This window comes from Burkholderia sp. AU6039 (assembly GCF_002223365.1).
GTDB lineage: Bacteria > Pseudomonadota > Gammaproteobacteria > Burkholderiales > Burkholderiaceae > Burkholderia.
In genome coordinates, this window is the sequence record NZ_NKFK01000010.1 from 79443 (window position 1) to 103712 (window position 24270).

Consider the following 24270-nt stretch of genomic DNA (forward strand, 5'->3'; position numbering starts at 1 on the left):
GTCTTGCACCGATAAATAAGGAGAAGAAGATGCTGGAACTGATCGAGTGGATTCGCAACGGCGAACTGATTCACAAGCTCGCATCCGCCTACTTTTGGCTGGCGATCGCGGCGGCCGCGATTGCTGCCGAATACTGCGTCGAGGCATGGCACGCCCATATGGCCGATGCCAAGGACGAGCAATGAACTCCGTCGCCGGCACCGCGTCCACGGTCATCCGTGGATTCCGGGCCCTTCCGTTTGTCCTGCGCCGCCTCGTTCTGGTCTTGGTGTATTCGCTGATCTTCGTGGCCGGCGCCTTCATGCACAACCACGGCGCGGGCGACATCGCCGGTCTGTTTCTTCTTGTTGGCGCGATCGGCACATTTTGGGCCGCCGGGGCGTGGAGAGTATTCAGGCTCATCCTCCTTCTCGTCCTGGTTATCGTGGGCGACTAAGCAAAAAAAAAGCGACTTCCCGAGGGAAGCCGCTTGTCTTCAGGCTTAGTGCGGTCGGCTCTTCTCTTTTTCTTCGAGCCACGCCATGCAGAAATCGACCGCCGGCTGAAACGCTTCATCCCGCAGGATGAAGCGATCGTCGCCTTCGAGCAGCCGGTCGATCACGTCGAAGCGCGGACCTTCGAAAAGGTCCGCTGCCCCCTCAGACGCTACCTTGCGTGGCACCTCGACCACTTCAAACTCATCCAGCACCAGTCGAAACGAGCCCATCATTCACCTCGTGATGTGGCCCGGCGCAATACGACCCGGAGGGGACGTATCCCCACCGGGTAAGAAAAAAATGTGCCGGCAAATGCCGGCGTCCAAGTCACATCGCTACACACATTCCGCTACTGCCGGTTCGCGTCAGGTTCCGCCTCCTCGATTCTTCGCGCGCCAATTGCCTGGCCCGTACGAGGTCACGCTTTTGTGCCCGCCGCTGGTGCTGCAGCTTCCACACGTCACAGAAATCTACGCCCTCGACCACCGATTTAACGATCGAAACGCGTTTGCCTTGCGCACGAATGCGATCGGCAAGAAGCTGCGCATGATGTTCGCCCGGCCTGAAACCGCGCCGTTGGTCAACCTTGTCGCGATCGGCGTAGATGATCACGTGGTCGTAGTCGTTCCAGTTGATATCGGCATGCTCCAGGCCACCGCAATTCAGCAGGCAGCGGACCTCGATGCGATTCTCGTACCGCGCGACGACCGCAAAACCAGTCTCGGCGCCCTCCACAAGAGCTAGCGTGCGAGAGCGCGTCGTGTTGAGCCGCACCGACGAACCGAAACTGCCGGCCGGAGCGCTCATCTCCAGCTTCGCTCGAGGCTTCCCGTTCTTCGTGAGAAATGGAACCTTCTCGCCGTCGGCCGTGAGGTAGGTGCGATGGACACGCCGCGGCTTCCCGGCTTGCGATCGCGCGCGCTGAAGCATCACGGGAAACTTCCCCCGCTTCTTGCCGAAGGCGTCGACGTACTCCAAGCCTGGGTGGCAGCGCACGTCGCGTCCGATCCACTCGAGCCGCAGCCCGGGAATGCGCTTCGATAGGTATGTCCAGGCGGGCGAATCAACCGACACCGGATCGGCGCCGTCCCACGCGGCCTGCATTTCACGACACTTCTGCTCGTCGCTCTTTTCAGGCCGGACCGGGACCGGCTTTGCCTTGCGGACCACCGCGACCGGAATACCACCGTTGTAGTTGCCGCTTCCGAGCTCGTAGTAGATCTCTCGATAAGGTTTACCGGTCACCTCGTGAATCAGCTGGACGCCGGTACCGCCCTTCAAGCAGCGCGCACAATGCCAACCACCGCGGGGGTCTTTCTCGGCTGGATAGAGCCGGAACGTCTCTTCCCCATCGCAAAGCGGGCACGCCCACCAACGCCCTTTTCCGTTCAAGAATCGACTGTCGATGTAATGCGGAAAAACATTGGGCCAGTCTATGGCCGCGAGATTCAGCTTCTTCAGCTCTCCCATGATTCGTCCTCCGTTCGCACAACGGCGAAAACGCGTGCATTCGCCACCGGTCGGATAGCCAGCACAGATGGATCAACAAACCTTCCTACCGCCGCGGACTCCAACGGCACGTCGAATCGACGCGTCATGGAGAGCCCAGAGCGGGACGAAAGGCAAAAACACTTCACGTTCACGGATATCTCCAGTTGGACTGCGGGTTTTTCGATGCCTGAGACAGGCGCAGAAACGCTTGCTCAACGAAGCCGCGCGCGGGCGCGTCGGCTTGGTTCAGCAACGTCAGCGGAACAGGGAAATGCGGGAGGGAAGGAAGACGGCGTGCGATGTGCCCGAAGGCACGTCGCACGCTATAGGTGAGAAAAAACGGGAGCGAGAATCGGGATGGTGAGCCCTTACGGGAACCCCTTCGAATCAGACCGAATTAAATAGTGTCGGAGTCTAAAAAGGGATGTCGTCATCCATCTCATCGAAGCCACCACCACCGCCATACGCCTGCGTCTGAGCCGGCGGGCGCGCCGAGGGTTGCGGACGGGCCGCAGCGTTTGCTGGCGGCTGACCGGACGGCTGTCGTGAGGCCGGGGCGCTTGTTTGACGACGCGTGCCCTGCTCGAACTCGTTGTCGCCACCGTGGCCACCGCCGTCACCGCGACCGCCGCCGTTGCGGCCGCCGAGCATCTGCATCTGGTCCGCAACGATCTCGGTCGAGTAACGATCCTGCCCGTCCTGGCCCTGCCATTTGCGGGTGCGGATGCGGCCTTCGACGTAGATCGAGCTGCCCTTTTTCAGGTACTCGCTCACGATCTCGGCCAATCGGCCGAAGAACGAGACGCGATGCCACTCGGTCATTTCCTTGTAGTCACCGCTCGCCTTGTCCTTATAGCGATCGGTCGTCGCCACGCGAACGTTCGCGACTGCGTCGCCACTGGGCAGGTACCGCACTTCCGGATCGGCGCCAAGATTGCCGACGATGATCACTTTGTTAACAGATGCCATCTAGAACTCCTTCACTTGGTAATCGACCACAGCCACTTGTCCCACATGACTTGCTGACCGTTTTTCATAATGGGTGAGCCGTCTTCCTTACGGAACGCCGGCACCTTGATCTTTCGGAGGCGCTTCACAGTGACGATTTCACCGACGCGGCAACCGCACTCGCTGATCGCGTCTTTCAGGCCTTCGCCCTGCAGAGTCTGTTCACCCTGTCTCGTCTCGAGGCGAAGGGCAAAAGACCGATAGCTTCGAGATTTGCCAGGTCGACGGTCGGGGAAAGTTTCTTCGCCCCAGCCGGTGATCCGTCCTTCCACCGCACCGGAGCGGTTCGATTCGGCGTCGACACCTCGACGCGGAGAACGGAACCCAACAGATTCACGCGCGGACGTTTGGCGATCGACTTCGCGTTCCACATCCGCCGGCGTTTCCGCCACTTCCGACGAGCGTCCCGACCAAGGTTCTGTATCCGCGGTTGGTGATGCAACGCCCATCGCGCCAGTGGCCGGTACGCTTGCCCGGCGAATCGCTGTCGCGATCGCGTCCTTCAGCGGGACCGAGTGCTGATGCAACATCGCCCAGTGCGGCGCGAGCGCGGGCAGGATCTTCGTGCCAAACAACGTGCCGCCAGGTGCGTCATCGAAATGCGGTACGAACTCGACGACACAGTCGCCTTCGTCGACGAACAGATGGACGATTCCGGCGATTGTGACGAGCGTCTCGTTGTCCGCGCCCGTGCCGACAGCTTTTGCGCTGCCGCACGACGACGAGGGCGGCTCAACCGTCGACGCCGATGCCCGAGGACTGCCCGGGAAGGCTTGAGCGAACACGCGCGTGAAGAACATGACTACGCCCATTGCGCCTCCAGCGACAATTGACCGCTGCACCAGCGGTTGAGTCGATTGAAGTCGTAATTGAGCAGCGGTACGTCGCGGATCGCGTCTTGCATCGCGCGCGGCCGTACACGACCGAGTGCGCAGACGACCGAGTACGGAATCGCTCCAGTCCAGAGCTCCATGATCCAGCCGAGCGTCGCGTAGTAATCGACCTTGTCCACCGGCCGATTGCACAGCCGTTGATGGAGCATTTCTGCGCAGTCGATCAACGCCTCCGGGACGTTGTCGCTATGCCGGCTGTCGAGGGCGAAAAAGACTACGGCCTCGGCGAGCTTCTCCCGAACGTGCGGCTCCCAGAGGTCGGGGTCCGGCAATGGATCGGGTTTAGGCGGGGTGATGAGAATCGGCGAATCGCCGCCGAACATGTCGAGCTGCCAACCAGCTACTTGCGGTTTCATGAGCGTGCTCCGGATATCAACCGGGCACCTCATTCCCCTTACCGGGAACGTGGTTCCCGGTGGGAGATGGGGGCGACCGTGCGAATTTCCTCGCACGGTCGGACTGGGGCAACTTACTTCGTGCCCGTCTGCAGAGATTCGGCGGCCGGTTTGGACACCGCCTTCATGGGGATGACAACGGCCGACTTCGCGTACTGACGCTGCGGAGTGATCGGGGTCTGCACATCGGAATGCGCGGGTGCTGCGTGCGCGTGGTTCGTATGCCGAGGACTTTCGTCACGATCGTGGCGGTCAGCTGCATCGCGGTCCGACTCCCGACGCGCAGTCTTCGCACGGCTCTTGAAGTAGGCGAATCCTGCGATCGCCAGAAAGACGAACACGAGAATCGAGTGCGCCGCGAGATAGACCGCGAAACACAAAGCGAGGAACTTGCCGGGCGATTTGAACGCGCCACTGATCAGGGATTGCAACATCTTTCTCTCCAGAGAAAATTGAACAAGGGGATGTCCGGACAAGGCCCGGTGGTTTCGATGCTCGAAACGAGCATGGAAATCGACGCGAAGCGCTTTCGTCCGCGACCGCGAGGGTCAGCGCACGAAATCGCTCAAGGCCGATTACAGGGAAGGCGCGGGCGAGCCGCGAAATGGCAGAGCCTTTCGGCTCAGAGAGGTCGATGCGTCGAAAACGCGTGATAGAGCTAGGGTAAGCCGCTGCGGTACGAGGACCAGATCGAATGCTCGCCAAACGCGTACAGCTTTGACCACGCCGCCTCGACGCAACTGGTTGAGGGGCTAAACCGAGAATGCTCCAGAAAAACGTATAGCTTTCTCCGGAACTTGACTTCGAAAATGCCGAGGCAAACTGGACGCGTCACTTCCACAAACGAGGCGCATCCCAATGTTCTGGACTCTCATCCTTGTCGCTGGTGCCTGGGCACTGGCCAAGCACTACACGAAGGCTCACCCCCGTCGCCAATCGACGCTCCCGATTACGCGCAGCCAGGCGTCGGGCGATGCTGGAGAGGCACGCGTGCTTGCCGAGCTGCGTCGCGTACTTTCCCAGCTCTGCGGCGACAACTTCTACGTCCACCCCACCGCCCTGCTGTTGCTGCACGCGCCGGGCACCGAGTTCCCGACTGCCGAAATCGACCATCTCGTCGTCACGCCGTTTGGCATCTTCGTGATCGAGACCAAGAACTGGGCCGCTGCTATCGCGCCTGGCAGCAGCGCCGATACCGTCGTGTGCCACCTGCCGAGCGGCAAGCGGGAGGAACGCCGATCGCCGATCAGTCAGAACCGGGCCAAGGTTGCCTTCCTGCGCGGCACACTTCCAGCAATTTGGAACGTCCAGGGCCTCGGCGTCTTCGCAAACGATGACTGCACGCTCTCGCCCGACCTTCCGCTCGCCCTCGTCACCCTTCGCGACCTGGGCTACTGGTTGCGTACTCAACGAGATCGCCACACTAACTCCACAAACCCCGACATCAACGTCCCGGCAGCGTGGGGGGTCGTCAAACGACTGAGCGTGGACGATCCGACCGGATCGGCACTATCGACTCATCGCCATAAAGTTGCTGGAAATTCATCCGTAAACATATGACCACCGGTTTACATTTTCTAACATTTTGTAACTTTTAGTTTCAGATTGCCGACGCGCGCCATTTCCGCGAAAGACACATTGTTTCGTGCAGCTTTCGCCCAGTGGCACTGAAAAGCGCCGCGTAAGCTGGTGCAGACCGCCAGGTCTCATTTTCGTCGGACGGGCGTCCCCCGATCCGGCAATTCGCCGAACCCGTGCCAGGGAAGGCCCATCCTCTACTGGAGAGCGCTTTGTCCAAAAAGCCGTCGAAGAAACCCGAAGACGACGAGAACTTCAACCCTACCGTTCCCGACAATGCGACGTCGGCGGACGCCGATCTCGAACTGAAAGCCACGTTCGCGCATGTGCCGGACCAGCTGGAACTTACCACCGCCGCCCGCGAGACGTTCACCGGTCTGCCGGACAGTCTGATTAGAACAATCATTCAGGAAAGTGAGGAAGTCGCCCACTCGACGCGCAAGATCCTGCAGGAGCACATGCGGATCGGCGGCAATTTTGCTCACATCCACGCATCCGTCATCGGCCATTTCGTCAGCACCCAGGGCGACAACCAGAAGGTCAGGAACCGGGCCGCCGAGCTGGTTTACTCCTTCCTCACCAAGGTCTTCCAGAAGTCGAAGTCGTCGGTCAGCCTGTACATCCGTGTCTACAACAAGTTTTCGAGCAACATCGGCGCGGTCGAAATGTTGACGTACAGCGATATGTCGCTGCTGGTGCACAACCACATCGGCGACGACATCATCGAGAAGGTAATCGAAGCGAAGCGTGATGACCCGACGCTCACGAAGAGCGAAGTCAAAAAGCTCATCGCGACGCTGGAAGACCAGATCGCCGGAAAGGACAACAGCATCGAGGAGGCAACTTCGCAGCTGCATGCCTCGCTCGGCCGGCTGGACGACGCTCAGAAAGAGATCGATCGCCTGTCGTCCGAACTCACCAACGTGCGGCAGGAGCAAGCCCGGGAGAAAGAAAAAGCGCAGGAGACTCAGGTTTCGCTCGCCTCGACCGGCAAGCAGGTCAGCACACTGCAGCACACGATCGCGACCAAAGAACGTGAAGTCGAGCAGCTCACTGCCGAAATCGTCAAGCTCAAAGCAAACCCGGTGAAGACAGAGGTCCCGGTGCCAACGCTGCCGGAAGCCTACACGACCCTGCAAGATGCGATGAACGCCAAGCTGGCCGAGTTCGAGGCCGCGAGCGCAAAGCTGGAGCAGGCGCAAGCGCAACTTTCCGAGCTCGAGGCGCGTGCCCAAGAGCACCGCGCGTCGATCGAAGCGAGCGAGGTGCTCGAAAAGAGGATCCGTGGGCTGATCGATACCTTCAGTTCCTTCGTTCAGGACTATCACAGCGCGCAGCTGCTCGCGACCGCAGACGGAAACCCGACCCGCTTCAAACCGCTGTTCCAGGCCTTCAGTGACCTGATCGGCAAATTCCACGGTGAGGTCACGGCGGCCGCACGCGTCTGATTTTTCCCGGGCCACGCATTATTGTTGTGCAGTAGAAGAGAGACTCAAAAAAAATGGACAAGAAAAACTCGCGCGAGACCTACCGTTCGATCGAGCGACTGTACGTACCCAGCTGGTTGGCCGAGCGCATCCAGGTGACAAACTTCGACCTCGTCGATCAGATGAAGTGGCTGCTCGAAATGAATGGCGATTTCAACGGCATCCTCGCCGTCGAACGCAAAGAAATCGATCACGTCAAACACAACGAGAGCTCGCTGCGCAATCTCCTGCGTACGCCGTTCTTGATGGTCGCCCCGACCCTCGAGTCGGTAGAGGACTGGCGCTGCTTCGTCGACGACACCCCCACAACCGTCGCGGTCGACCAGCTGATTCGCAAGCTTCCGCCGCTGGACGCCCTCGCGAAGTTCTCGGTCGAACAGCACAACCGGGTCTTCCTTGATCTGGTCACGAGCGTCATTCACCTCAGCGTACTGGCCGCTCCGCTTCTCGGCGTCAAGACCGAAGTGGTCGCCTACCTCGCGTCCGTGCCGACCTACAAGCTGCGGATTGCGCTCGGTCGAATGAACGGACTGCCGCTGTTTCGCTGGCGCTTCAACACGCCGACCTTCTGGTATCAGTTCACCGCCAGCGATCTGACCGACGAGATGGTGGCACACCAGATCATGGCGACCTCGCCGATCAGGATGAACAGCGCGCCCGGCAAGGCCGGCTGGAGCGAACTGCGCTTGCCCCGCGAGAAGAACGAGACGTACGCACATGCGCTGATGGCGTATGGTTGCCGCGCGTCGACAGCCGCCAGCCTGTTTCGCCTGAATCAAAACGCGATGCGCCAACGGTATGTCGAGATGCACGGCACCAGCTCACCATGCGGCAACACGCCGAACTCGCTCAACTGGTTTGTCGAGACACCGACCAATCGCCTGCACGGAACGATCTTCACGTGGCTGTACCGCGCGGCGCTCGCTTCAGGTGCCAACGCACCGCAAGCGCTGATCGCAACCAACGACGTCTACCAGCAGATCTTCGGTGGCCAACACGCGATCTCCGTCGACCGAGGCTGCAACCTGACGCGGGCGATGGCGGCCGACAACCGGCTCACGATCGCACCGTGCCGAACCTGCCGCACGGAATACATCGTCAGCAACAACGATACCAAGATCGAAATGCACCATAGCTTCGACTGCCCGGCCTGCACGGGACAGCTTGGCGCGAAGCGGCGTAGCACCAAGGCGAGGACGCGCAATGGCGAATAACGATTGCGCGGCTCTTCACGCCCTCCCCGACCTGCCGGCGAGCCTGATCGTAATCAACGGCGATCGCCGACCGCAGTTTGCGTGGTACGACGTCGAAACCGAACAGTACTACTCCGAGGCGGACGGCCGAGTCATCGTCGACGTCCGAGCCGCGCTGCCGTGGGCAGCGGTCTACGTTCATTAACGGACACATGGACGACCTCGCCTATCTCGTCGCCGAAAGTAACGCTGCCTGGCTCGAAGGCCGCGGGGACGGCCGATTCGAGCGATACGAACGGTTTTATCAAGCGCAGCGCGAGACGAGGGCCGAGTCGTTCGAGCTCGAGCAGATCAATGAGGCCTATCCCGATTGGGTTGGAAGTCAGCCGCCGCCGGTGCTTGGAATGCTGGCCAGGCCGTGGTTCGGTAAGGTGCTGGTCGCCCTCACCTGCATGTACGTCGGTACGGCAGCAGTCCCCGTTGTGTCAACGGCAATTCCGTACAAGTCGACCGCATTGCTGGGCGTGGCCTTCATCGGACTGCGGATATTCCACTGGAAGCGGCGCAAGCTCAGATGACCGACCACCATTGATTCCCGCCAGATGGCGGGATTTTTTTGCCAATTCACCATTAAGTCTGACGAAATCTAACCGTAATTTAGAATTGGCGTTTTTTGGCTCGCCCAGGCCATTTCTAAAAATGGGCCGTCGGCCGCGCGAACTTGACTTCGCCGCCGCATCGGTAGGATGGATTCAAGGGCTCGCAAGGTGCGCACCCGATAACAATACGAGGACCAACAATGAAGAAGATCACGACCATCGGCCTTTCCGCACTCGCGGCGGCTTCGCTGCTCGCGCTCGCGGCCTGCGGTGGCGGTGGCGATGGTGGCAGCACGAACGCGGGTTCGACTGGCAACAACCCCAATCCGTCCAACCCCGGCACGCCGGCAACGACGGTTCCGGGTACGGTCGACAGCCCTCAATACGCGGCCGGCAGCGCGCAGCTTGCGGCGCTGAACCTCCTGAACCAGTACCGCACCCAGTGTGGCTTCCCGGCGCTAAAGCAGAACACCGTGCTTGACCAAGCCTCTCAGGCTCATGCTCAGTATATGGGCCTGAATAACGGTGTCACCGACTCGGAGGTGAGCGGTAATCAAGGGTTCACCGGTGCCACCTATGCTGACCGCGCGACTCACTTTGGCTTTCCGTCCAGCGCGGTCGGTGCAGGCGTCTCGGGCGGCTTCGCGGTCACTTCCAACGGATTCTCGCAAGGTATTGCAGGCACGGGCTTCGTGAATTCGCTGGTCGCGGGTGTATATCACCTGAGCGCCGTAATGTATCCGACGGAATTGGCTGGATTCGGCGAGTATGAAACCCAATCCGCGGTTCAGGGAACAAACGTCACGACCGCGTGGCAGTCTATCTCCCTCCGAAACACGTCGACTGTTCAGCTCGCCTCGTCGCCGCTGACGTTTCCGTGCCAGGGCGTAACTGGTGTTCCGTATGCCTCGCGCGGCGAGACGCCGACACCTCCCAACGTGAGCGGCATGTGGGGGACCCCGATTACTGTAGTTGGCAACATCACTGACACCGTTTCTCTTTCGACCGCCACCCTCACCAGTGCATCGGGCCAAATTGCACTTCAAGTTCTGAACGCTTCGAGCGATCCGAACAAGCTCGTTCAGCAGAACACGGCGGTTGCTTACTCGACGGCGCCGTTGTCACCGAGCACCCAGTACTCTGCAACGCTCACTGGCACCGTCAACGGCCAACCGTTTAGCCGGAACTTCACTTTCACCACCGGAAGCTCCGCCGGCTAACTCCGGCAAAAATAAAAAAGAGGACCGCTGGTCCTCTTTTTTTTTCGCTTAGCCTAGTGGTTGCATTGACCACTGCCCGCGCCAGTTGTATTCACCCAGAAGAAATCAACTCCGCCCGTGGACGGGTTCACGTAGCAGAACGATTCCCACCGATTCTGTTGGCTGCATGCGTTCTGCTTGTTGTACCAAGGCCCGCTCAATAGACCATAGAAAACAACGTCACCGCGGTAACCCACGCCGTACGGGTAGTTTGGATTCTTCCCTGGGATCGTGCTCCAGTCCCTCCAGAGCCCGTCAGCTCGGAACGGCGCATTCCTCGTGATCGATTGATCAACGGACTTGAAGAACTCATTGTCGAAGTCGGTCATTGTGTGACTGTTCGCTGCGGCTGTACAAACGACGTTTGGATCGATGACCGGAGCCGGTGGCAGCGGTGCCGCACACGTCGGCGCCCCCCATGATTGTCCGTTCCACGTTGGTGGCGAAAGCATGTCAAATCCTGCAGGGCAGGATGGAGGGGATTGAAAACTGCACTGCGGCTCCGACCATCTCGAACCTTGCCATACCGACGCAGCCACGGTCGTCCAACCCGCGCCGGATTGGCACTGGGGTTGTGGAATTGCCCCATTACGCAACGGCGCGGCGCACGTCGAATCCTGATAGCCCGGTGTACACGGGATCGGCGCGCAAGCCTGCCGCATGCCGATATAAGCACCGGCCTTGTCGTAGAACGGATACGACCGAAGACTGAACCCAGACTGGCACGAACCGTCTGCAAACGCGCTGCTCGCCCCAATTGACAGCAACACGGCCAAGTACCACTTCTTCCAACTTTTCACTTGCCTCTCCCCTCAGTACGAGCAATACGTTTCAACGACTGCGGTGCCGCCGATCCCATTGCCGTTCCCGTCTGTAATAAACACTGTCCACGGGCCGCTGCCCGAGGCTGAAACGTTCACAGTCGCCGTCGGATTCACGTAGAAGCTCACCGGGCTGAAAACGATCTGTGGCGTCCCGCCTGTCGCGCAATTCGGAGCCGGGACCCCCCAACCGTTCTGGACCATGAAGTACCCGTGCCTGAGCGCTGGCCCACCGATCGGCAACCAGGCGTGGTCCTGACAAGACAACACCTGTCCGCGGCCATCGCTGTTTTGTGCCATCGCGCCATTTGTCGGACACCATGCGCGCGGCGTTGCAACGGCGCCCGGTGTGATCGTCTGCGTCACCTGCAGCTGGCCATTCACGGTGCTATCGCCCGTTGAAATCGGCGCTGGCGCCGTCCCGTCCGCGTTCTGCACGGCGAGCGTCCCGGGGCTTCGCACCGCGTTGCTGATCGCAACGTTCGACGCAGCAAGTGTCGGCGCTGCGATCGTCCCGGTTGCGTCGATGTTGCCCACGTTGTGCAAATCGACCCCGTTGACGTCCTGGCTCCCCGTCCACTTCAACGAGCCATCGCGCCGGATAAACACCGAGTTCCCGTCCGAAGAAGGACCGTTTGTTGCCATCACGATGCCAGCCGGCGCTCCTGGCACTGGATTGGTGGCAGTCCACGCCCCGTTGAGGCCACGCACCACGGCCGAGTTTTGGGACGTCGAGAAGCCGAAGCCATTCCCCGCTGCCTGCGCAACGATGCCGGCGCCCGCAGCATCCGGTTGACCGAGTCTGGTCACGGGCTTCGACGAATAGAAAACGTAGCTCACCTGGCACGATGTCGTGCCAGTCCCACAATCGTCCGGGCCGACGCTCATCTGGATCATGTAGCTGCCGCCCCAGAACGGCCCGGCCGCATAGTTCGCCTTCAGATACGAACCGGCGCGCAGCTCGGCGAACGTCGGAGGCGTGACGGGCGTGGTCTTGCCCCCGACCATCTGTCCCACCAACGTGCCGTACTTGTCCGTCACCCACTTCGACAAAGCGGCGTTGATCACCGCCTGGTTCGCCCCTTCGACGCTCAGCACGTCATGCCGACGCTTCTCGACGTCGCGCTGGATTCCTTGCAGCGTCATCAGCGCAGCGGCAACCAGCACGATCACGACTTCAATGATGCTGAGCATCGCAGGCCCTCAATTGTCTTTCGTCGCGTATAAGACGATGCTCGCGGTGGCACCAGCGGATGCGCATGCCGTGGCCGCAGAGCTCGAGTTGTATGTGATACCCGGCCCGGAAATCGTCGTGTTGTTCACCTTGATCTGCGTATAGGCCGACGCAATCGAATCTGTCGACAGCGCGCAGACCGTTGCCGGTACCGGGTACGTCAGTGCGACCGCATCATTCGACGCCGTTACCGTCGCGGCAGCGGCGGTGACAGCACCACCGAAAATCCCGGTCAGCGCACCAGACGTCTTGTTCAACCGACGGCCGGCCGAATCGAACGCGCGGTTCTGCGTGAGCGACAGCATCGTCACGTTCGAAAAATCAGTCTCGCCGGCCGTTGCGTCTTGAATCCCGCTTCGAAAAATTTGCGCCTCGCTCTTGAACTGCATCGCGTGAATTCGATCCATCACGAATCCACGCCCCATGTATACGGCCAGCGCGATCAGTGCGGCAGCGGCCATCACGCCGGCCGCTTCGACCAGCGAAAGCTCACCCTTTTGCCAGCGGCGGCCCTTGCCAATGTACGGACGCTTCACCAGCTGCTTGTTGGACGTTTTCAATTGTTGGCTCCTAGAATCTCTAGTTGATGGTGGTAGGGCCCCCGCCAAACGCGACGGCCCCCGTTGCAAGGTACGAACCCAGGCCAAAGACAAGGAACACCAGCACCGCTACGGCAAGCAGCACGTAGTGGGTGATCTTCGCGTTCCGTCGGACCGCGTCGACAACGCGATCCAGCGAGCTATGCCCAAGGCTCTTCACCGACTCGACGAACTGATCTCGCCCGGCCGCGTCTGTCAGGATGTCGATCGTCATCTCCGAAAAAATGCCGGTATCCATCGCCTGCATCGGCTTGTCCGGATTAGCAGTCAGCCGCGTGCTCATTTGCCGGAGGTGCCAGCGCATCCACGGATCGGCCGATCTGATGAGCTTGTCCAGCGCGGCGCGCAGCGTTAAGCCCGAGTCGAACAGACCGGCGAGGGAGACAATCAACAACGCCGCGCGCAGATCGCGCCGATTGCGCCACATCAGCGGCATCGCGTCGACCTTGTTTCTGAACTTCCCCGTCCAACGCTTCAGCGTTTGGAAGTAGCCGAGAATCAATCCCGCGACGACGGAACTCGTCAGCCACCAGTAGTCGGCGCAGAAGGTATCGAAGGCGTAGATGAACTGCCCGAACGAGGACCAGTTTTCGAGCGGCTGCACGTCCAGCGTCGCCGGCAGAATTTCTGATCCGAAGAGCACGCAAAACGCATAGAGGTAGACCAACAGGAACGCCGGGTACGCCATCTGCATCGACGTCGTTGTCGACAAGACACCCTTTGCGTGTGCCGCCATCTCGGCAAGCTCCAGACCGCGGATCGCTGCATCGTCGCGAGGCGATTCGCTCGCGAGCTCAAGCAGTACAAATTCATCGTTCGGGATGAACGGCTTCATCGCCATCGCGAAATCGTCGCCGGCACGCATGCGTTGAGCGATCTTCTGGAACGCCAACCACGACAAGCTTTTCCGCTTTCGATGACGCTGCTCGAGCGTGTCCAATCGCTCAAGCAGCGTCTCGCTGTTGCGCAGGCCCTTCTTCGCAACATCGAGGCGCGTCTCGCGATAGAACATCTCCCGCATCGCCTTGAACCGCCAGGTTGAAATGCGCAGGCGCTCCTTCGGCGGAAGCATCCTGAAGAGGGTGTAGACGAGCGACTTGATCACGATGGAATCCCCCCATCAGCGTCGGGCGCCACTCGGTACGCATCGAATGCGCACATCGATTCCTCGATGAATCGAGGATCGATGAGCCCGCACGAAGCCTTGTACAGTGCGTGCTCATAGACAGTCTTCCCCGTCATGTCCGCATCCGCAAAACCGGTCTTTCGACTGGTGCGCCACACCTGCTCGGCACCTCGCCAATCTCGCGCGGAGACGCGCGCGAGAAACTCCGGCGTCGGCCGGTACAGCTCCATTGCCAGCGTCTGCCCCTTGATGCCGGCCGCGACTTTGCCATCTCGGGTGAGCAACCCCGGGCGACGACAATGCTCGCAGCCATCCTCGTCCCGGCACGCCATGTTCGACGTGTCGAGCCCAAACTTGCGCTCGAGCGTCGCGATCTGCGCCAGCGACAGCACGTCGCGTGCGGGCCGCTTGCAATGCGGGCAGAGCTTCGGAATCAGTTTCTGGTTTCCCACCGCATTCAGGAAGCTGCCCGATGCCACTTCATCCATCGGCAACTTGAGCCGCCCGCCGACCAGGCGCATCACGGCACCGAGAATGCTGTTGCCGTGCAGAGTCGCTCGGACCGGATGCCCGGTCAGCGCGAGTTCTGCGACCAAGCCCGCCAGCACGGAGTCACGCACTTCGCCGATCGTCAGGTCGTCGGGATCCATCCGCATCAGCGTGCGGATCACTTCGACGACCTTGCGATTCGCGTCATCTTCAGTCTCGTTCGGGCGACGCTGAATAGAAATGTCGGACAGCCAGGGCGCCGGCACCTCGGACGGCTCATTCACGGCGAACTGCTTGATGCGATCGCGGTTCGGGACAAGATATGACATCGCACGTAGCAGTGTCGTCTTCGCGGAGCCCGTCTCCCCTGTCAGGAAGGTCGCCCCGCCCGTCACCTTGCCGAGACTGTCGAGAATCTCGAGCTGACTGGCTTCCAGCCCCATCTCATGAGGCATAAGCACGCGAACGCGCTTGAAATTTCCATCCAGCAATCGCAGCGCGACGTCAAAGCCACCGACGAGGGGCGCGCTTTGCCAGCGGATGTTCACGATGTCAGTGTGCGCGACGAGCGGAATCATCGCGGACTGCGGCGCCGTCATTTGAAACGATTCACCTGAGTTCGTGTTGCGCTGAACGAGATCCTGATACGCCGCTGACAGTGCTTTTCGCACCATCGGCTTGGGCAACCGTCGATACGCGTACATCTCGCCATCGACCCGCAAGCGCAGCTCGACGTTATCGGCGAAGTCCCGATACTCCCAGTGGACGTCACTCGCGTCATACCCATGAGCATCTTCGATCACATCGCGGAACATGCCGATCGCGCGGGACGATTCCGGAACCACGGTCGCCGCTCGTTGCTTCTCCTCGCCGTAAAGCGAGGCAATGACCGTTTCGTCCGCGACCATCTCCTCGTGGACTGCGATATCAGCGCGTGCGAGATCCTTCAGGTACGTCGAATACAACTGACTCTCGTGGAAACGAGGAGTGGCCACCACGATCGAGATGCCGGCCTGCAGTTCGACCGCAATGAATTCGCGCCGGGCCGACTCCGTCACCGTGAGCGCCGCATGCTCATCGCGCTGGCACAGCACCCGCTTGAAGTTGAGCGATTCGGCATGGACGAGACGGGGTCGAGCACTCTCAACAGGAATCTCAGGCGTCTCGGTCACGTCCGTCCCGATGCGTCGGACGGTGGGCGGAACGTCGTAGCCCGATGCCCACTCCGACGCCTCCTCGACGTCCGGCGTGGCATTCGTATGCGCCCGCTCGTTCGGGTCGAACGCACCTGCGTGCTCCTGCAGCATGTCGGCTGCCTGGTCAGCGGGCAGGTCTACTTCGGGCGCCGGCCCCAGCGGGATATGCCTGCCTCCGTCCTCCATTGGCGCCGCCGACCGTGATCCGCCTGCCGCTACCGTGTCATTCTTTGCTTGTTGCGCTGCTTGAGCGGCCACGCCGCCCTCTGGCTTCCCGCGCCATTCTCGATTGCTTCCTTCACCGGTGATCGCTACGTCCTCTGCTTCCTCCTGCGCGCGACGCAGCATCATGCCCATCGTCATCGGCTGACCCTGGTTCGCTTGCCGCGGGTTCAGCGGCTTGCTCGACGATTTGAAGCGCGGTTCCCGAACACCACTCGGTTCGGCCGCAACCACACTATCGCCACCGTCGATCGGCTCCCGACCAACAATCTGCATCGAAGATGAGGAGCTATCGGTAAAGCCCGCCGTGAACGCCTTGAGCCTGCCGAGCAAACCGCGCTTCGCCGGTTCCTGGGGCTCCATTTCCGCGAAGAAGCTCATTGCGAACCTCCGAGCGGAATGCCCGGCAACGGCGCGCCGGCAGGCAACGGGGAACCGAGATCAACCAGCGAACGAACAGCGTTTGCGGCCGGCGACTGGATCGGCGCTGCGCCGCGAATCGGCTCCTTCCACGTGCGCTTGCCTTCGGCCACCGTCACTGCGTAGCCATCAACGCTCTTGACGCTCCAGCCGTTGATCAACGTCGCGCCAACGCGTGCTGGATAGATTGCATCGCGGAACGAATACAGGACGTGACCACCCGCCTCGTCGTTGAATGCGCCGAGGAACGAGACCGGCTCGGCGTGCGGCCGGGGTGGCCGCGGCGGCTTCTCGACCGGTTTGGCAGAACCGTCCACGACGACACCGCTTGCCGCTATCCCGGGCTGCGGTAGCGACATGGCACCGGGTGGCAGCATGCCGCTACCGACGGCGCCTCCGCCGAGCTGACGGGCGATGTTCGCGCGTGCCAACTGATCGATATCGTCGATCGACAGACTGCCGGCGACCGGCCCCGCATGTGCGGACGCGGCGAGACCCACACCCGCCGCAATGAGTGCGTGCTTAATCGAAAACATAGTATTTGCCCTGCGCGGTGAAGTGGATGCCATACGACGAGTCGCCCGTATCCTTGTTGGGGATCGCGCTCGCGCCTTCGTTGAGACGCAGCTCGACCTTCAGCGATTCGAGCGTCATGTTGGGGGGCAGCTTGGAAAGCAGCGGCGATTGCCAGCGGAAACCCTCGATCGTCCAGTCACCCTGTTTGAGTAGCCGCCCCACGTGTGCGCCGTCGCCTGCGCCCGCCGTCGCAATGAGAGGTCGCGGCTCTTGGAGCGTCACGACGTATCCATAGGCGCGAAGCTCGAGCGGCGTGGCCGACATGCGCTGCGGGGGCGTTTGAAGCATCTCGATAAAGGCCTGCGTCGCCGGCCAGCTTTTCGACTCACTCTCCTTCAGCGACGCGACCTTTGGAACCGCCGGGCCGCGCCACTCGAGGGAGCGACCGTCGCGCGCAAACTTCACCGGTCGCATGTCGGCCGTCGCCGCCTGATCGAAGCCTGAGAACGTGCCTCCGTTGCGGCGGAACGTGAGGGTGCAGAACCCCGAGGACGGACAGTTTGCTTCCTGGAACAGCCACCCCTTGATCACGGTCTGCTTGCCGCCCACGGCAGCTAGCAGCGCGGGCGCCAATTCGGACGCTCTCGGCTGCATGCGAACGAAAGCATCATGAACTGCAGCGGCGTACTGTTCCGCAAATGTCGGCGCACGCGGCGGTGCCGGTGGCGGGGACAGCGCGTCCATGACCCTCGGAACACCGAAAATCGCGCCCGCCACAATGACGGCCACGGGGATAGACGTCGGCACCGAAACCGGGAGCTTCGCGATGCGTCCGACCTTGCGGTTCCCCAGCAGCTCGCTCGCCTGAAATGGCTCGTCGACGTCACCGATCCGATCGCCCGTGCCGAACGTGTCGAGCCTCAGATTCCCTTTCAGGCACTCCTGCTCGATTTCAATACGTCGCGCCAGCGCTGCCTCGGGCGACAAGACCTCATCGCTGCGAACTGCGCCGCGGACCACGAACACCGTGTAGACGCGCGGACCGTCCTGCAGCAGAACAAGCGCCGCGGCCCGATCCTTGAGTCGAACGTGCAGTGCGACACGCGCGGCGCCCGAGTAGAGGCGCGCGCCCTTCACTTCCGGCGCGTCTGGTCTCGCAAAGCCACCGATCAACTCGGCACCGACCTTGTACTCGACGAAGTGCGTGGCGTCGAAAGCATCGGCGTAGCGGCGACGTTCAGCCTTCCCCCCCTTAACCGGGTAGGCCCGCCACTCGACGCCGAAAACAAGTCGAGAGCGCTTGTCGGTCGGCAAAGGTTCTGTGATGTGCATCATGGCCATCACATCGACGGAACGACCGTCGCCTTCAGCATGATCACCTGGAACGTCTTTGCCTTGTTCCAGCTCCCGGTGAGGCCGGCAATGCCGGTATTCGTCGTGCTGTCAGCCTGATCCGTGATCGCGCCATACAGCACGATCGTCTGGCCGTCCGACAGTGCGATAGTCTGGTCGTCCTTCGTACCAACCGTATGCGCGAGCTGGATCTGTTGCTGCGTTTGGCCAGAACCAGCCCCTGCGCTCGTGAACGGACCGTTGAGCTTCGAGCTGTCCGCCCAGTACGCGAGCACGATCTGGTTATGATCGTTGACCGCCGGCAGCACGTTCACGAAGTCGCCGGTCGTGATGGTGCCCGGCGTCAACCCCGGCACACCGCCGGACGTCGCCGTCAGCGAGCCCGACGACGGCGTCGTTGATCGCAGGTAGTCATCGCTCTTGAACGATGCAATCGAGACCGGCAACCCGTTGAGGGTCATCTTGGTCATCGTGTTGTCCTGCACCGTCCGGCCGTACTGGTTCAGCGCGTTCACAACCGCGTTCGTGCCGGAGAACGGCGCGTCCGGGCGCAGGACCGACACACCGACCGCGCCACCGCCCGTCGCGAGCGACGTCGGTGACGTGAAGCTGATCGCGTAACGCGCGAGGCCGGCGTGCATCGCGTTGAACACGACGTCGGCATTCATGCCTGCCTGACTGCCCTTGTTCAGCGCAATCTGGAGCGTGCGGACCGTAATCGCCACCTGGCGCGTCGAGATCGCGTTTTCGTGCTTGAGAAGCTTGCCGATGTTGTCCGCGGCTTCCTTGGTGTCGTACACCATCACCAACCGGCTTTGCGGGTTCACACTTACGCGGCCCATCGGCGACTTCAGCTTGTCGATTTCCGCAGTGATTGCCGCAATTTGATCGAAATCCCCTTCGCGGCCGGTCGACGTCTGGGCGGAGAACGAGCCGGTGTTGCCGCCCGAACTGCCACCCCCGCCGCCGCCCGACTGATTGCCCGTCGACGTGTCCATCCCCTTGCTCATGGTCGACTTGATCGACACCTTGCCCGGGATCGCTGCGATCTGGTACATGCGGGTGACGAACCGACTCACGTTGATCGTGCTGCCGTCGAACGACCAGTCGAGCCCCAGGTCCGTCGTCATGTTCCTCATGTACATGCCGGTCTTGCCGGAGAACGCCTGGCGGTAGATCGGCTCTTCGGTTCGCGCGGCGTTGTTCTGCCCCTTCGACTCCGTTTGGCCCGGCACCAGGGAATCGCGCGGTACGAACACGTCCGGGCTCAGGTGCACCGGATAGCCCGTCGCCGTCGAAATGAGCGTGGCGATCTGCCGGATGCCGAGGTTCGCGGGCAGCGTGACAGTCTTGTCGCGGAACACGGCGGGCAGCGTCGCCTCGTACGCGAGCGGCACGAGTCTATCGCCCAGGAATGCGGTGGGTACGTCCTCGACGAGCGCCATCGGCGTTGGGCCCTTACCGAGCGCGTCGGAAATCGTTCGGTGCGCAGCGTCGTAGCTGTCGTTGACGTCCTGCTGCGTCACGGCGCAACCTGCGGCCATCAGTGCGGCCGCGACCGCGACCGCGGATTTCATAAGGTGAACACGCATGGTTCTCAATCCTGGCAATTGCCCGCGCGTGCGATCACGCGGATGACGTTGTTCGTGTGACGGCAGGCGCGCGTCGGCGTGCGCATGTGGTTCGTTGCCTTCATCACCTGCTGCAGCACGGACGTGAAATCGCCAGTGAAGGACGCGTTGAATTCGAGCGGCAGGTCATCCTCGATCTTCCACGCCAGTTGCCAGCCCTGCTGCTGCAGCCAGCGGTCGAGGGCGTCGCGCAGATTCACGTCCGCCGGCGTCACAGAGAAGGTCAGCGTGCCGCTCGCGGCAGTTGCACCCGCGCCCGGCAACTCGACAGCCGCGACGTCTGTCGACAGCGCGGGCGCGCTGGTGCTCGCCGGCGCCTGCAGCGACTGCTCCCGCTTTATGCTGTCGGCCGCGGCCGGTGCCGCTTTCGGCCCCGATGCGAGTACCTGCCAGCCATCCGCGTCGATCGAGCTCGTCGCTGCTTGGGGTGTCGCAGTCGCCGCGGCGCTCAGGGCGGCCAGCGCTACCGCTACGATCGCGCGTGCTCGCGCCTGCTTCGAATGTGTCTTCTGCATGTTTACCGACCCTGTTGCATAAAGCGGCGATAGATCGCACTGGCGTAGACGAGCTGCTTGGACGGCGTGACCGCGTTGTAGGCCCCCACCGCCTTCCAGTTCGGCCCAAAGCGACGCACGTTCGACGCGAGGATCCACGCCCCGACATACGCGCTCACGCAGCCGTTGAAGAGGTGCTCGCGACGGATGCCGTAGCGGGACAACGTCGGCAGCCACGACGTGTTGATCTGCATGAGGCCGATGTCTTCGCTGCCGTTGGTGTTCCGGTTGACTGCGTTGGGCCGCATGCCCGACTCGTGTTGCGCGATAACGCGCAGCAGCCGCGGATTAACGCGGTGAAACGCGGCCGCGTCATCAAGGCAATCTGCGTGGGCGGGCGACGCGGCGATCACCATCACGGCAGCGACGATCGCTACGATGTGCTTCATGGCGTCGCCCCCCCGCTCGCCTGCAGCGTCGCGTCAGGCGCTTCGCGATACGTGACTTCCTTGCGGCGCTTGACGCGAATCGTGATGCCGTCGGCCGTCACGGTGAACAGGTCGGACGTGCCTTCGAACATGAAGTAGCGGCCCTTCTGCTCGCCGATGCCCAGGTTCCGCGCGTCCGTCACGCCGACCCGCACGACCGATTCCGCGAACTTGAAGTACGTGCGTCCCTCGCGGTCGAACACGGCTTCGAGCTTTGCCGCGTTCGGTTGATCGAAGTCGTAGACCGTCTTCGCGTCGCGCCTCACCTCGACGCGGTTCGTCGCGTCGGCCACGATGAAACGTTCCGCGCGGTCGATCGTCATCACGCTCTTGACCTCATCCCAGCTGGTGCGCAACGCCTTCCCGTCCGGCGTCTTGAACGTGACGGTCTTCGCCGGTTTCGCCGTGAAGCGGATCTGCATATGCGTGTCGTCGCCATCACGGATCGCCTGCGCGCCAAAGCGCTCGGCGAGCCGCGACACTGGCGGCGGTTCGGCCGTGACACGCGCGACGACGCGATTCATGCCGGCTTCGTCGGCATCGCCGCCGGACGACGCATAGTTCAACGCCGCCGACTTCGGCGCATCGCGATGCAGCCGCACATGCCGCCCACCGAAATCGACGTCCGCGTACAGCCCGGTTTGCGTCATCAAACGATCGAGCGCCTGCATCCAGTTCTCGCCATCGCGCGTCGCGAACGACTCCGAGGTCGTCAGGTCGACGTCCTTCTGCGCCGAGCCCGTCCAGCCCTGCGGAACGAGCGACTTGACGACGTTGCCGACCGGCATCGACGCATGAAGCGCGCGAACCGGCGCGAGCGCGGAGCGCGTGCCGATCAACACCAAGCGGTTGGTGAAGCCGTCGAATCCGGCCGGTTGATCGTCCTTCATCGCAGCCAGTGCGCCGGTGCCGCCGATGAAGGTGTTCGCCTTCTTCCATCGGGCCGTGGCCGAATGGGCACCGACCTTGTACGTGATCGACGCCGGCGTGCCTTCGACGACGACGTACGGGCCTTCGGTATGCCCACCTTCGGCGACAATGACCTGCCCCGCGCGCGGCTGGATATAGGTCTTCGAGCCATCGTTGAAGATCAGCGCCGGCCGCTCGGAGATGCCACCGAGGATGTCGTAGTCGAAGTCGAACGGGTCGGTGTTCGCCGCCGATGCGGCTGCACACACGATCGCCGACGCGGCGCACGCGAGTAACTTGGTCGTGTGCTTCACAGGCCTGCCTCGATCAGGGAAAGGTGTCGAACGAACCGCGTGAGGTACGAGCGACCGGGATTGGGATTTGCGCTGTGGTAATAGGCGACCGCCTTCGCCACCGAGTCGGTCCGCGCGAAGTTCTCAGTGAGGATCGCCTCGGCAACAGCGACATTGGTCGCTGGCGCAAGCGCGTCCCACGCCGACGCGAAGCGCTTGCCGTGATATCGCCAATTCACCTGCATGAGGCCGACGTCGAAATCCAGCCGCCCGCTAGCGAGCAGCGTCTCGATCGCCTTGTATGCCTCCTCGCGCGACTTGAAGAAGAAGCCCTGCCCTGCAACGTTCAGGGTCCACGGCCACGCGCGGCCGCGGTAGTTCGATTCGTTCAGCGCGATGCCGGCGAGGATCTTCGGATCGACGTTGGTGTGCAGCAGTTCGAACGGCACGACCGCGCGGGAGCAGGCCCATCCTCCTCGCCGTTCGGCGAGCGCCGCCTGCGCGCCGTCATCCAGTACGAGCGGTTGGAGCCAACCGCGGTCGATAAACAGGTCGTCCAGGGCGACGTCGCGACCATCGATCGTGACCGCGATGCCCGCTTCGCTAGAGCTGTGCACGGGCTGGCCGATCAATGGCGATGCCCATTCGACGAACGCATCGAGGCCGCAGTAATAGACCGGCTTGCCTGGCAGCATCGCGACGCGTCTAGTCACGCCATCCTGGATGACGATGCTCACCGGGCTGATCACCTGCGCGATCACCGCCGAATGTGCGTAGGCGCTGGCCATTGCCACGACAGCCGCGAACGCTATGCGCTTGATCATCGCGGCTCCCGGTACGGTTCGAGCACCATGTCGCGATTGATCTTCATCATGAAGTGCCGTTTGCCCGGCTTCGACGAGATAGTCGGCGGGATGTTCTTGTAACGATCGAGCACCGACTGTGCGGTTTGCGCCGCGATCTGACCGCCTGTGCTGCCCACAGTGGTGACGCCAAGCGGGCCAGACGTCGTGCTCTGATCGCTATTGCTGAAGGCGCGAACCAGAATGGCAGTCAGGAACGACGTCGAGTAAATCTTGAAGAAGTGGTTGTTCACGTCACCACTGAAGCCGGCAGTGCCATCGCCGTCGGCACCTTGTGCGCCGTACAACGGGACGTGCTTGCCGTTCGGCAGCCGCATCTCCGCGCCGGCGACGAGAATCGACTCCTGCCCAGGCTGAATGTCCGAGCTATAGGGCGCAACGATCGTGGTGCCCCACGGAATCACGAGGCAACGCCCGTCACCGTTGTTCGCGTACACATCGCTTTCGACGATCAGCGACGCGGTGCCAGGGCGATCCGAGTTGAGCGCTTCGTTCGAGAGAACCGGAATCTTCGCCGGCGGCGACAGCGTGCAGCCGTGCGACTGGCCGACAAATCCAGTTCGCGCGAAATCCTTGTCGCCCTCGCTCAGCTGCGCGACGTCGTGCATGAATGCGTTGTCGCGTTGTTGCGTCGTCATCGGTCCTGCCGCCTGCCCTCCGCGTGATGCGAGTGCAGCCTGCGCCGTCGCTTCTTTCATGGCAGCGTCTTGAGCGGCCGCCTGCTGGAGCAGCATCTGTTGCGGCGAGATCATGCCGTTCGGTAGTTGCGGCTGCTGCGGCTGGGCGTCCTTGACCTTGACGCCCGGACGGAAGATCGGCGACACGTAGATGGTGTCCTGGTCGTTCTCCGCCTTGAGTTCGCTGGTGCCAGCACTTGGCAGGACAGCGTCGGCCGAGAGGGTCGGTTTCTTCGCACTCGCGGCGGCTGCCGCGCTTGCAGCCGCCGCTGCTTCAGCAGCGCGTCGACGTGCTTCGGCCTGCTGCTGCTCGATGATCTTGTCGACGTCAGCTTTGTCGCGGTCGCCCTTGTCGACCGCCTCGGCCGCACGTTCACGCTTGGCCTTCAGCGCGTCGGCCTCCGCCTTGTTTGCCTCAACCGTCTGCGTGTAGAAGCCCAACGAGCCAATGCCAAGAGCAGCAATCGCGCCGATCGCAATCATGATGTTGCGCGGCACCTTACCCTTGAACAAGGCTTTCTCTTCCGGGCTGCTCGGATCGATCTGCTTTGCCATACCGA

Annotated in this window: 26 protein-coding genes; 8 read left to right on the forward strand and 18 right to left on the reverse strand. The window is 62.0% G+C overall.

The annotated features are described in order from the left end of the window. Positions 1–29: 29 nt before the first annotated feature. Both CFB39_RS40490 and CFB39_RS38000 read left to right on the forward strand, forming a co-directional pair. On the forward strand, positions 30–185 hold the full coding sequence (locus tag CFB39_RS40490; protein ID WP_179257806.1) for a hypothetical protein: 156 nt from the start codon (positions 30–32) through the stop codon (positions 183–185). Continuing rightward, positions 182–436: a hypothetical protein gene (locus tag CFB39_RS38000; protein WP_060349351.1), complete on the forward strand. Its 255-nt coding sequence runs from the start codon at positions 182–184 to the stop codon at positions 434–436. Before CFB39_RS40490 ends, CFB39_RS38000 begins: the two co-directional genes overlap by 4 nt. A gap of 45 nt (positions 437–481) precedes the next feature. Here CFB39_RS38000 and CFB39_RS38005 read toward each other — a convergent pair whose 3' ends face one another. The 6 genes from CFB39_RS38005 to CFB39_RS38035 all read right to left on the reverse strand — a co-directional run bounded on the left by CFB39_RS38005 (position 482) and on the right by CFB39_RS38035 (position 4697). Then, positions 482–709 carry a hypothetical protein gene (locus CFB39_RS38005; RefSeq protein ID WP_244111630.1) on the reverse strand — a complete coding sequence of 76 codons (228 nt, stop codon included), beginning with the start codon at positions 707–709 and terminating at the stop codon, positions 482–484. 94 nt (positions 710–803) lie between these two features. Continuing rightward, positions 804–1946 (reverse strand): toprim domain-containing protein, encoded by a 1143-nt coding sequence (locus CFB39_RS38010; RefSeq protein ID WP_089476910.1) that lies wholly within the window; start codon positions 1944–1946, stop codon positions 804–806. Between the two features lie 435 nt (positions 1947–2381). Next, positions 2382–2936, reverse strand: a complete 555-nt coding sequence (locus tag CFB39_RS38020; protein WP_089476911.1) for a single-stranded DNA-binding protein — start codon at positions 2934–2936, stop codon at positions 2382–2384. Positions 2937–2947: 11 nt separating this feature from the next. After that, positions 2948–3787: a hypothetical protein gene (locus CFB39_RS38025; RefSeq protein WP_089476912.1), complete on the reverse strand. Its 840-nt coding sequence runs from the start codon at positions 3785–3787 to the stop codon at positions 2948–2950. After that, complete coding sequence (locus CFB39_RS38030; protein ID WP_060349431.1) at positions 3778–4224, reverse strand: hypothetical protein; 447 nt, start codon at positions 4222–4224, stop codon at positions 3778–3780. The genes CFB39_RS38025 and CFB39_RS38030 overlap by 10 nt, the downstream gene beginning before the upstream one ends. Before the next feature lie 113 nt (positions 4225–4337). Beyond that, positions 4338–4697 (reverse strand): hypothetical protein, encoded by a 360-nt coding sequence (locus CFB39_RS38035; RefSeq protein WP_089476913.1) that lies wholly within the window; start codon positions 4695–4697, stop codon positions 4338–4340. Positions 4698–5121: 424 nt separating this feature from the next. On the opposite strand from CFB39_RS38035, the gene CFB39_RS38040 reads away from it, so the two are divergent. The 6 genes from CFB39_RS38040 (at position 5122) to CFB39_RS38065 (ending at position 10340) form a co-directional block, all read left to right on the forward strand. Beyond that, a complete protein-coding gene (locus CFB39_RS38040) occupies positions 5122–5823 on the forward strand; it encodes a nuclease-related domain-containing protein (protein WP_089476914.1) in 702 nt (233 codons plus the stop codon). 230 nt (positions 5824–6053) lie between these two features. After that, positions 6054–7289: a hypothetical protein gene (locus CFB39_RS38045; protein ID WP_060321755.1), complete on the forward strand. Its 1236-nt coding sequence runs from the start codon at positions 6054–6056 to the stop codon at positions 7287–7289. Positions 7290–7342: 53 nt separating this feature from the next. Next, positions 7343–8542, forward strand: coding sequence for a FlhC family transcriptional regulator (locus CFB39_RS38050; RefSeq protein ID WP_060321758.1), 1200 nt, complete (start codon positions 7343–7345; stop codon positions 8540–8542). Continuing rightward, entirely contained in the window at positions 8532–8726 is a 195-nt protein-coding gene (locus CFB39_RS38055; RefSeq protein WP_089476915.1) for a hypothetical protein, read from the forward strand. Before CFB39_RS38050 ends, CFB39_RS38055 begins: the two co-directional genes overlap by 11 nt. Positions 8727–8733: 7 nt before the next feature. Then, positions 8734–9099, forward strand: coding sequence for a hypothetical protein (locus tag CFB39_RS38060; protein WP_089476916.1), 366 nt, complete (start codon positions 8734–8736; stop codon positions 9097–9099). Between the two features lie 221 nt (positions 9100–9320). After that, positions 9321–10340 (forward strand): CAP domain-containing protein, encoded by a 1020-nt coding sequence (locus tag CFB39_RS38065; RefSeq protein WP_089476917.1) that lies wholly within the window; start codon positions 9321–9323, stop codon positions 10338–10340. Positions 10341–11191: 851 nt separating this feature from the next. On the opposite strand, the gene CFB39_RS38075 is transcribed toward CFB39_RS38065, so the two are convergent. From CFB39_RS38075 to CFB39_RS38130, 12 genes are read right to left on the reverse strand one after another with little or no spacing between them, the layout of a single operon-like run. After that, the gene (locus CFB39_RS38075) at positions 11192–12394 is read right to left on the reverse strand and encodes a hypothetical protein (RefSeq protein ID WP_089476919.1); all 1203 of its coding nucleotides are present in this window, start codon (positions 12392–12394) and stop codon (positions 11192–11194) included. Positions 12395–12403: 9 nt separating this feature from the next. Further along, positions 12404–12994 (reverse strand): type 4 pilus major pilin, encoded by a 591-nt coding sequence (locus CFB39_RS38080; RefSeq protein ID WP_060321776.1) that lies wholly within the window; start codon positions 12992–12994, stop codon positions 12404–12406. 19 nt (positions 12995–13013) lie between these two features. Continuing rightward, on the reverse strand, positions 13014–14138 hold the full coding sequence (locus CFB39_RS38085; protein WP_060321779.1) for a hypothetical protein: 1125 nt from the start codon (positions 14136–14138) through the stop codon (positions 13014–13016). Then, a complete protein-coding gene (locus CFB39_RS38090) occupies positions 14135–16447 on the reverse strand; it encodes an ATPase, T2SS/T4P/T4SS family (RefSeq protein ID WP_089476920.1) in 2313 nt (770 codons plus the stop codon). Before CFB39_RS38090 ends, CFB39_RS38085 begins: the two co-directional genes overlap by 4 nt. Further along, on the reverse strand, positions 16444–17022 hold the full coding sequence (locus tag CFB39_RS38095; RefSeq protein ID WP_089476921.1) for a hypothetical protein: 579 nt from the start codon (positions 17020–17022) through the stop codon (positions 16444–16446). The genes CFB39_RS38090 and CFB39_RS38095 overlap by 4 nt, the downstream gene beginning before the upstream one ends. After that, a complete protein-coding gene (locus tag CFB39_RS38100) occupies positions 17009–18337 on the reverse strand; it encodes a type 4b pilus protein PilO2 (protein ID WP_089476939.1) in 1329 nt (442 codons plus the stop codon). The genes CFB39_RS38095 and CFB39_RS38100 overlap by 14 nt, the downstream gene beginning before the upstream one ends. 5 nt (positions 18338–18342) lie before the next feature. Further along, complete coding sequence (locus CFB39_RS38105; RefSeq protein ID WP_089476922.1) at positions 18343–19947, reverse strand: type II secretory pathway protein; 1605 nt, start codon at positions 19945–19947, stop codon at positions 18343–18345. A 5-nt stretch (positions 19948–19952) separates the two neighbouring features. Further along, on the reverse strand, positions 19953–20501 hold the full coding sequence (locus tag CFB39_RS38110; protein WP_089476923.1) for a toxin co-regulated pilus biosynthesis Q family protein: 549 nt from the start codon (positions 20499–20501) through the stop codon (positions 19953–19955). Between the two features lie 2 nt (positions 20502–20503). Beyond that, complete coding sequence (locus CFB39_RS38115; protein ID WP_060321798.1) at positions 20504–20929, reverse strand: lytic transglycosylase domain-containing protein; 426 nt, start codon at positions 20927–20929, stop codon at positions 20504–20506. Continuing rightward, positions 20926–22191, reverse strand: coding sequence for a hypothetical protein (locus CFB39_RS38120; RefSeq protein ID WP_089476924.1), 1266 nt, complete (start codon positions 22189–22191; stop codon positions 20926–20928). The genes CFB39_RS38115 and CFB39_RS38120 overlap by 4 nt, the downstream gene beginning before the upstream one ends. Beyond that, complete coding sequence (locus tag CFB39_RS38125; RefSeq protein ID WP_060349367.1) at positions 22188–22994, reverse strand: transglycosylase SLT domain-containing protein; 807 nt, start codon at positions 22992–22994, stop codon at positions 22188–22190. The genes CFB39_RS38120 and CFB39_RS38125 overlap by 4 nt, the downstream gene beginning before the upstream one ends. After that, on the reverse strand, positions 22991–24265 hold the full coding sequence (locus tag CFB39_RS38130) for a TrbI/VirB10 family protein (protein ID WP_027791985.1): 1275 nt from the start codon (positions 24263–24265) through the stop codon (positions 22991–22993). Before CFB39_RS38130 ends, CFB39_RS38125 begins: the two co-directional genes overlap by 4 nt. Between the last annotated feature and the right edge of the window lie 5 nt (positions 24266–24270).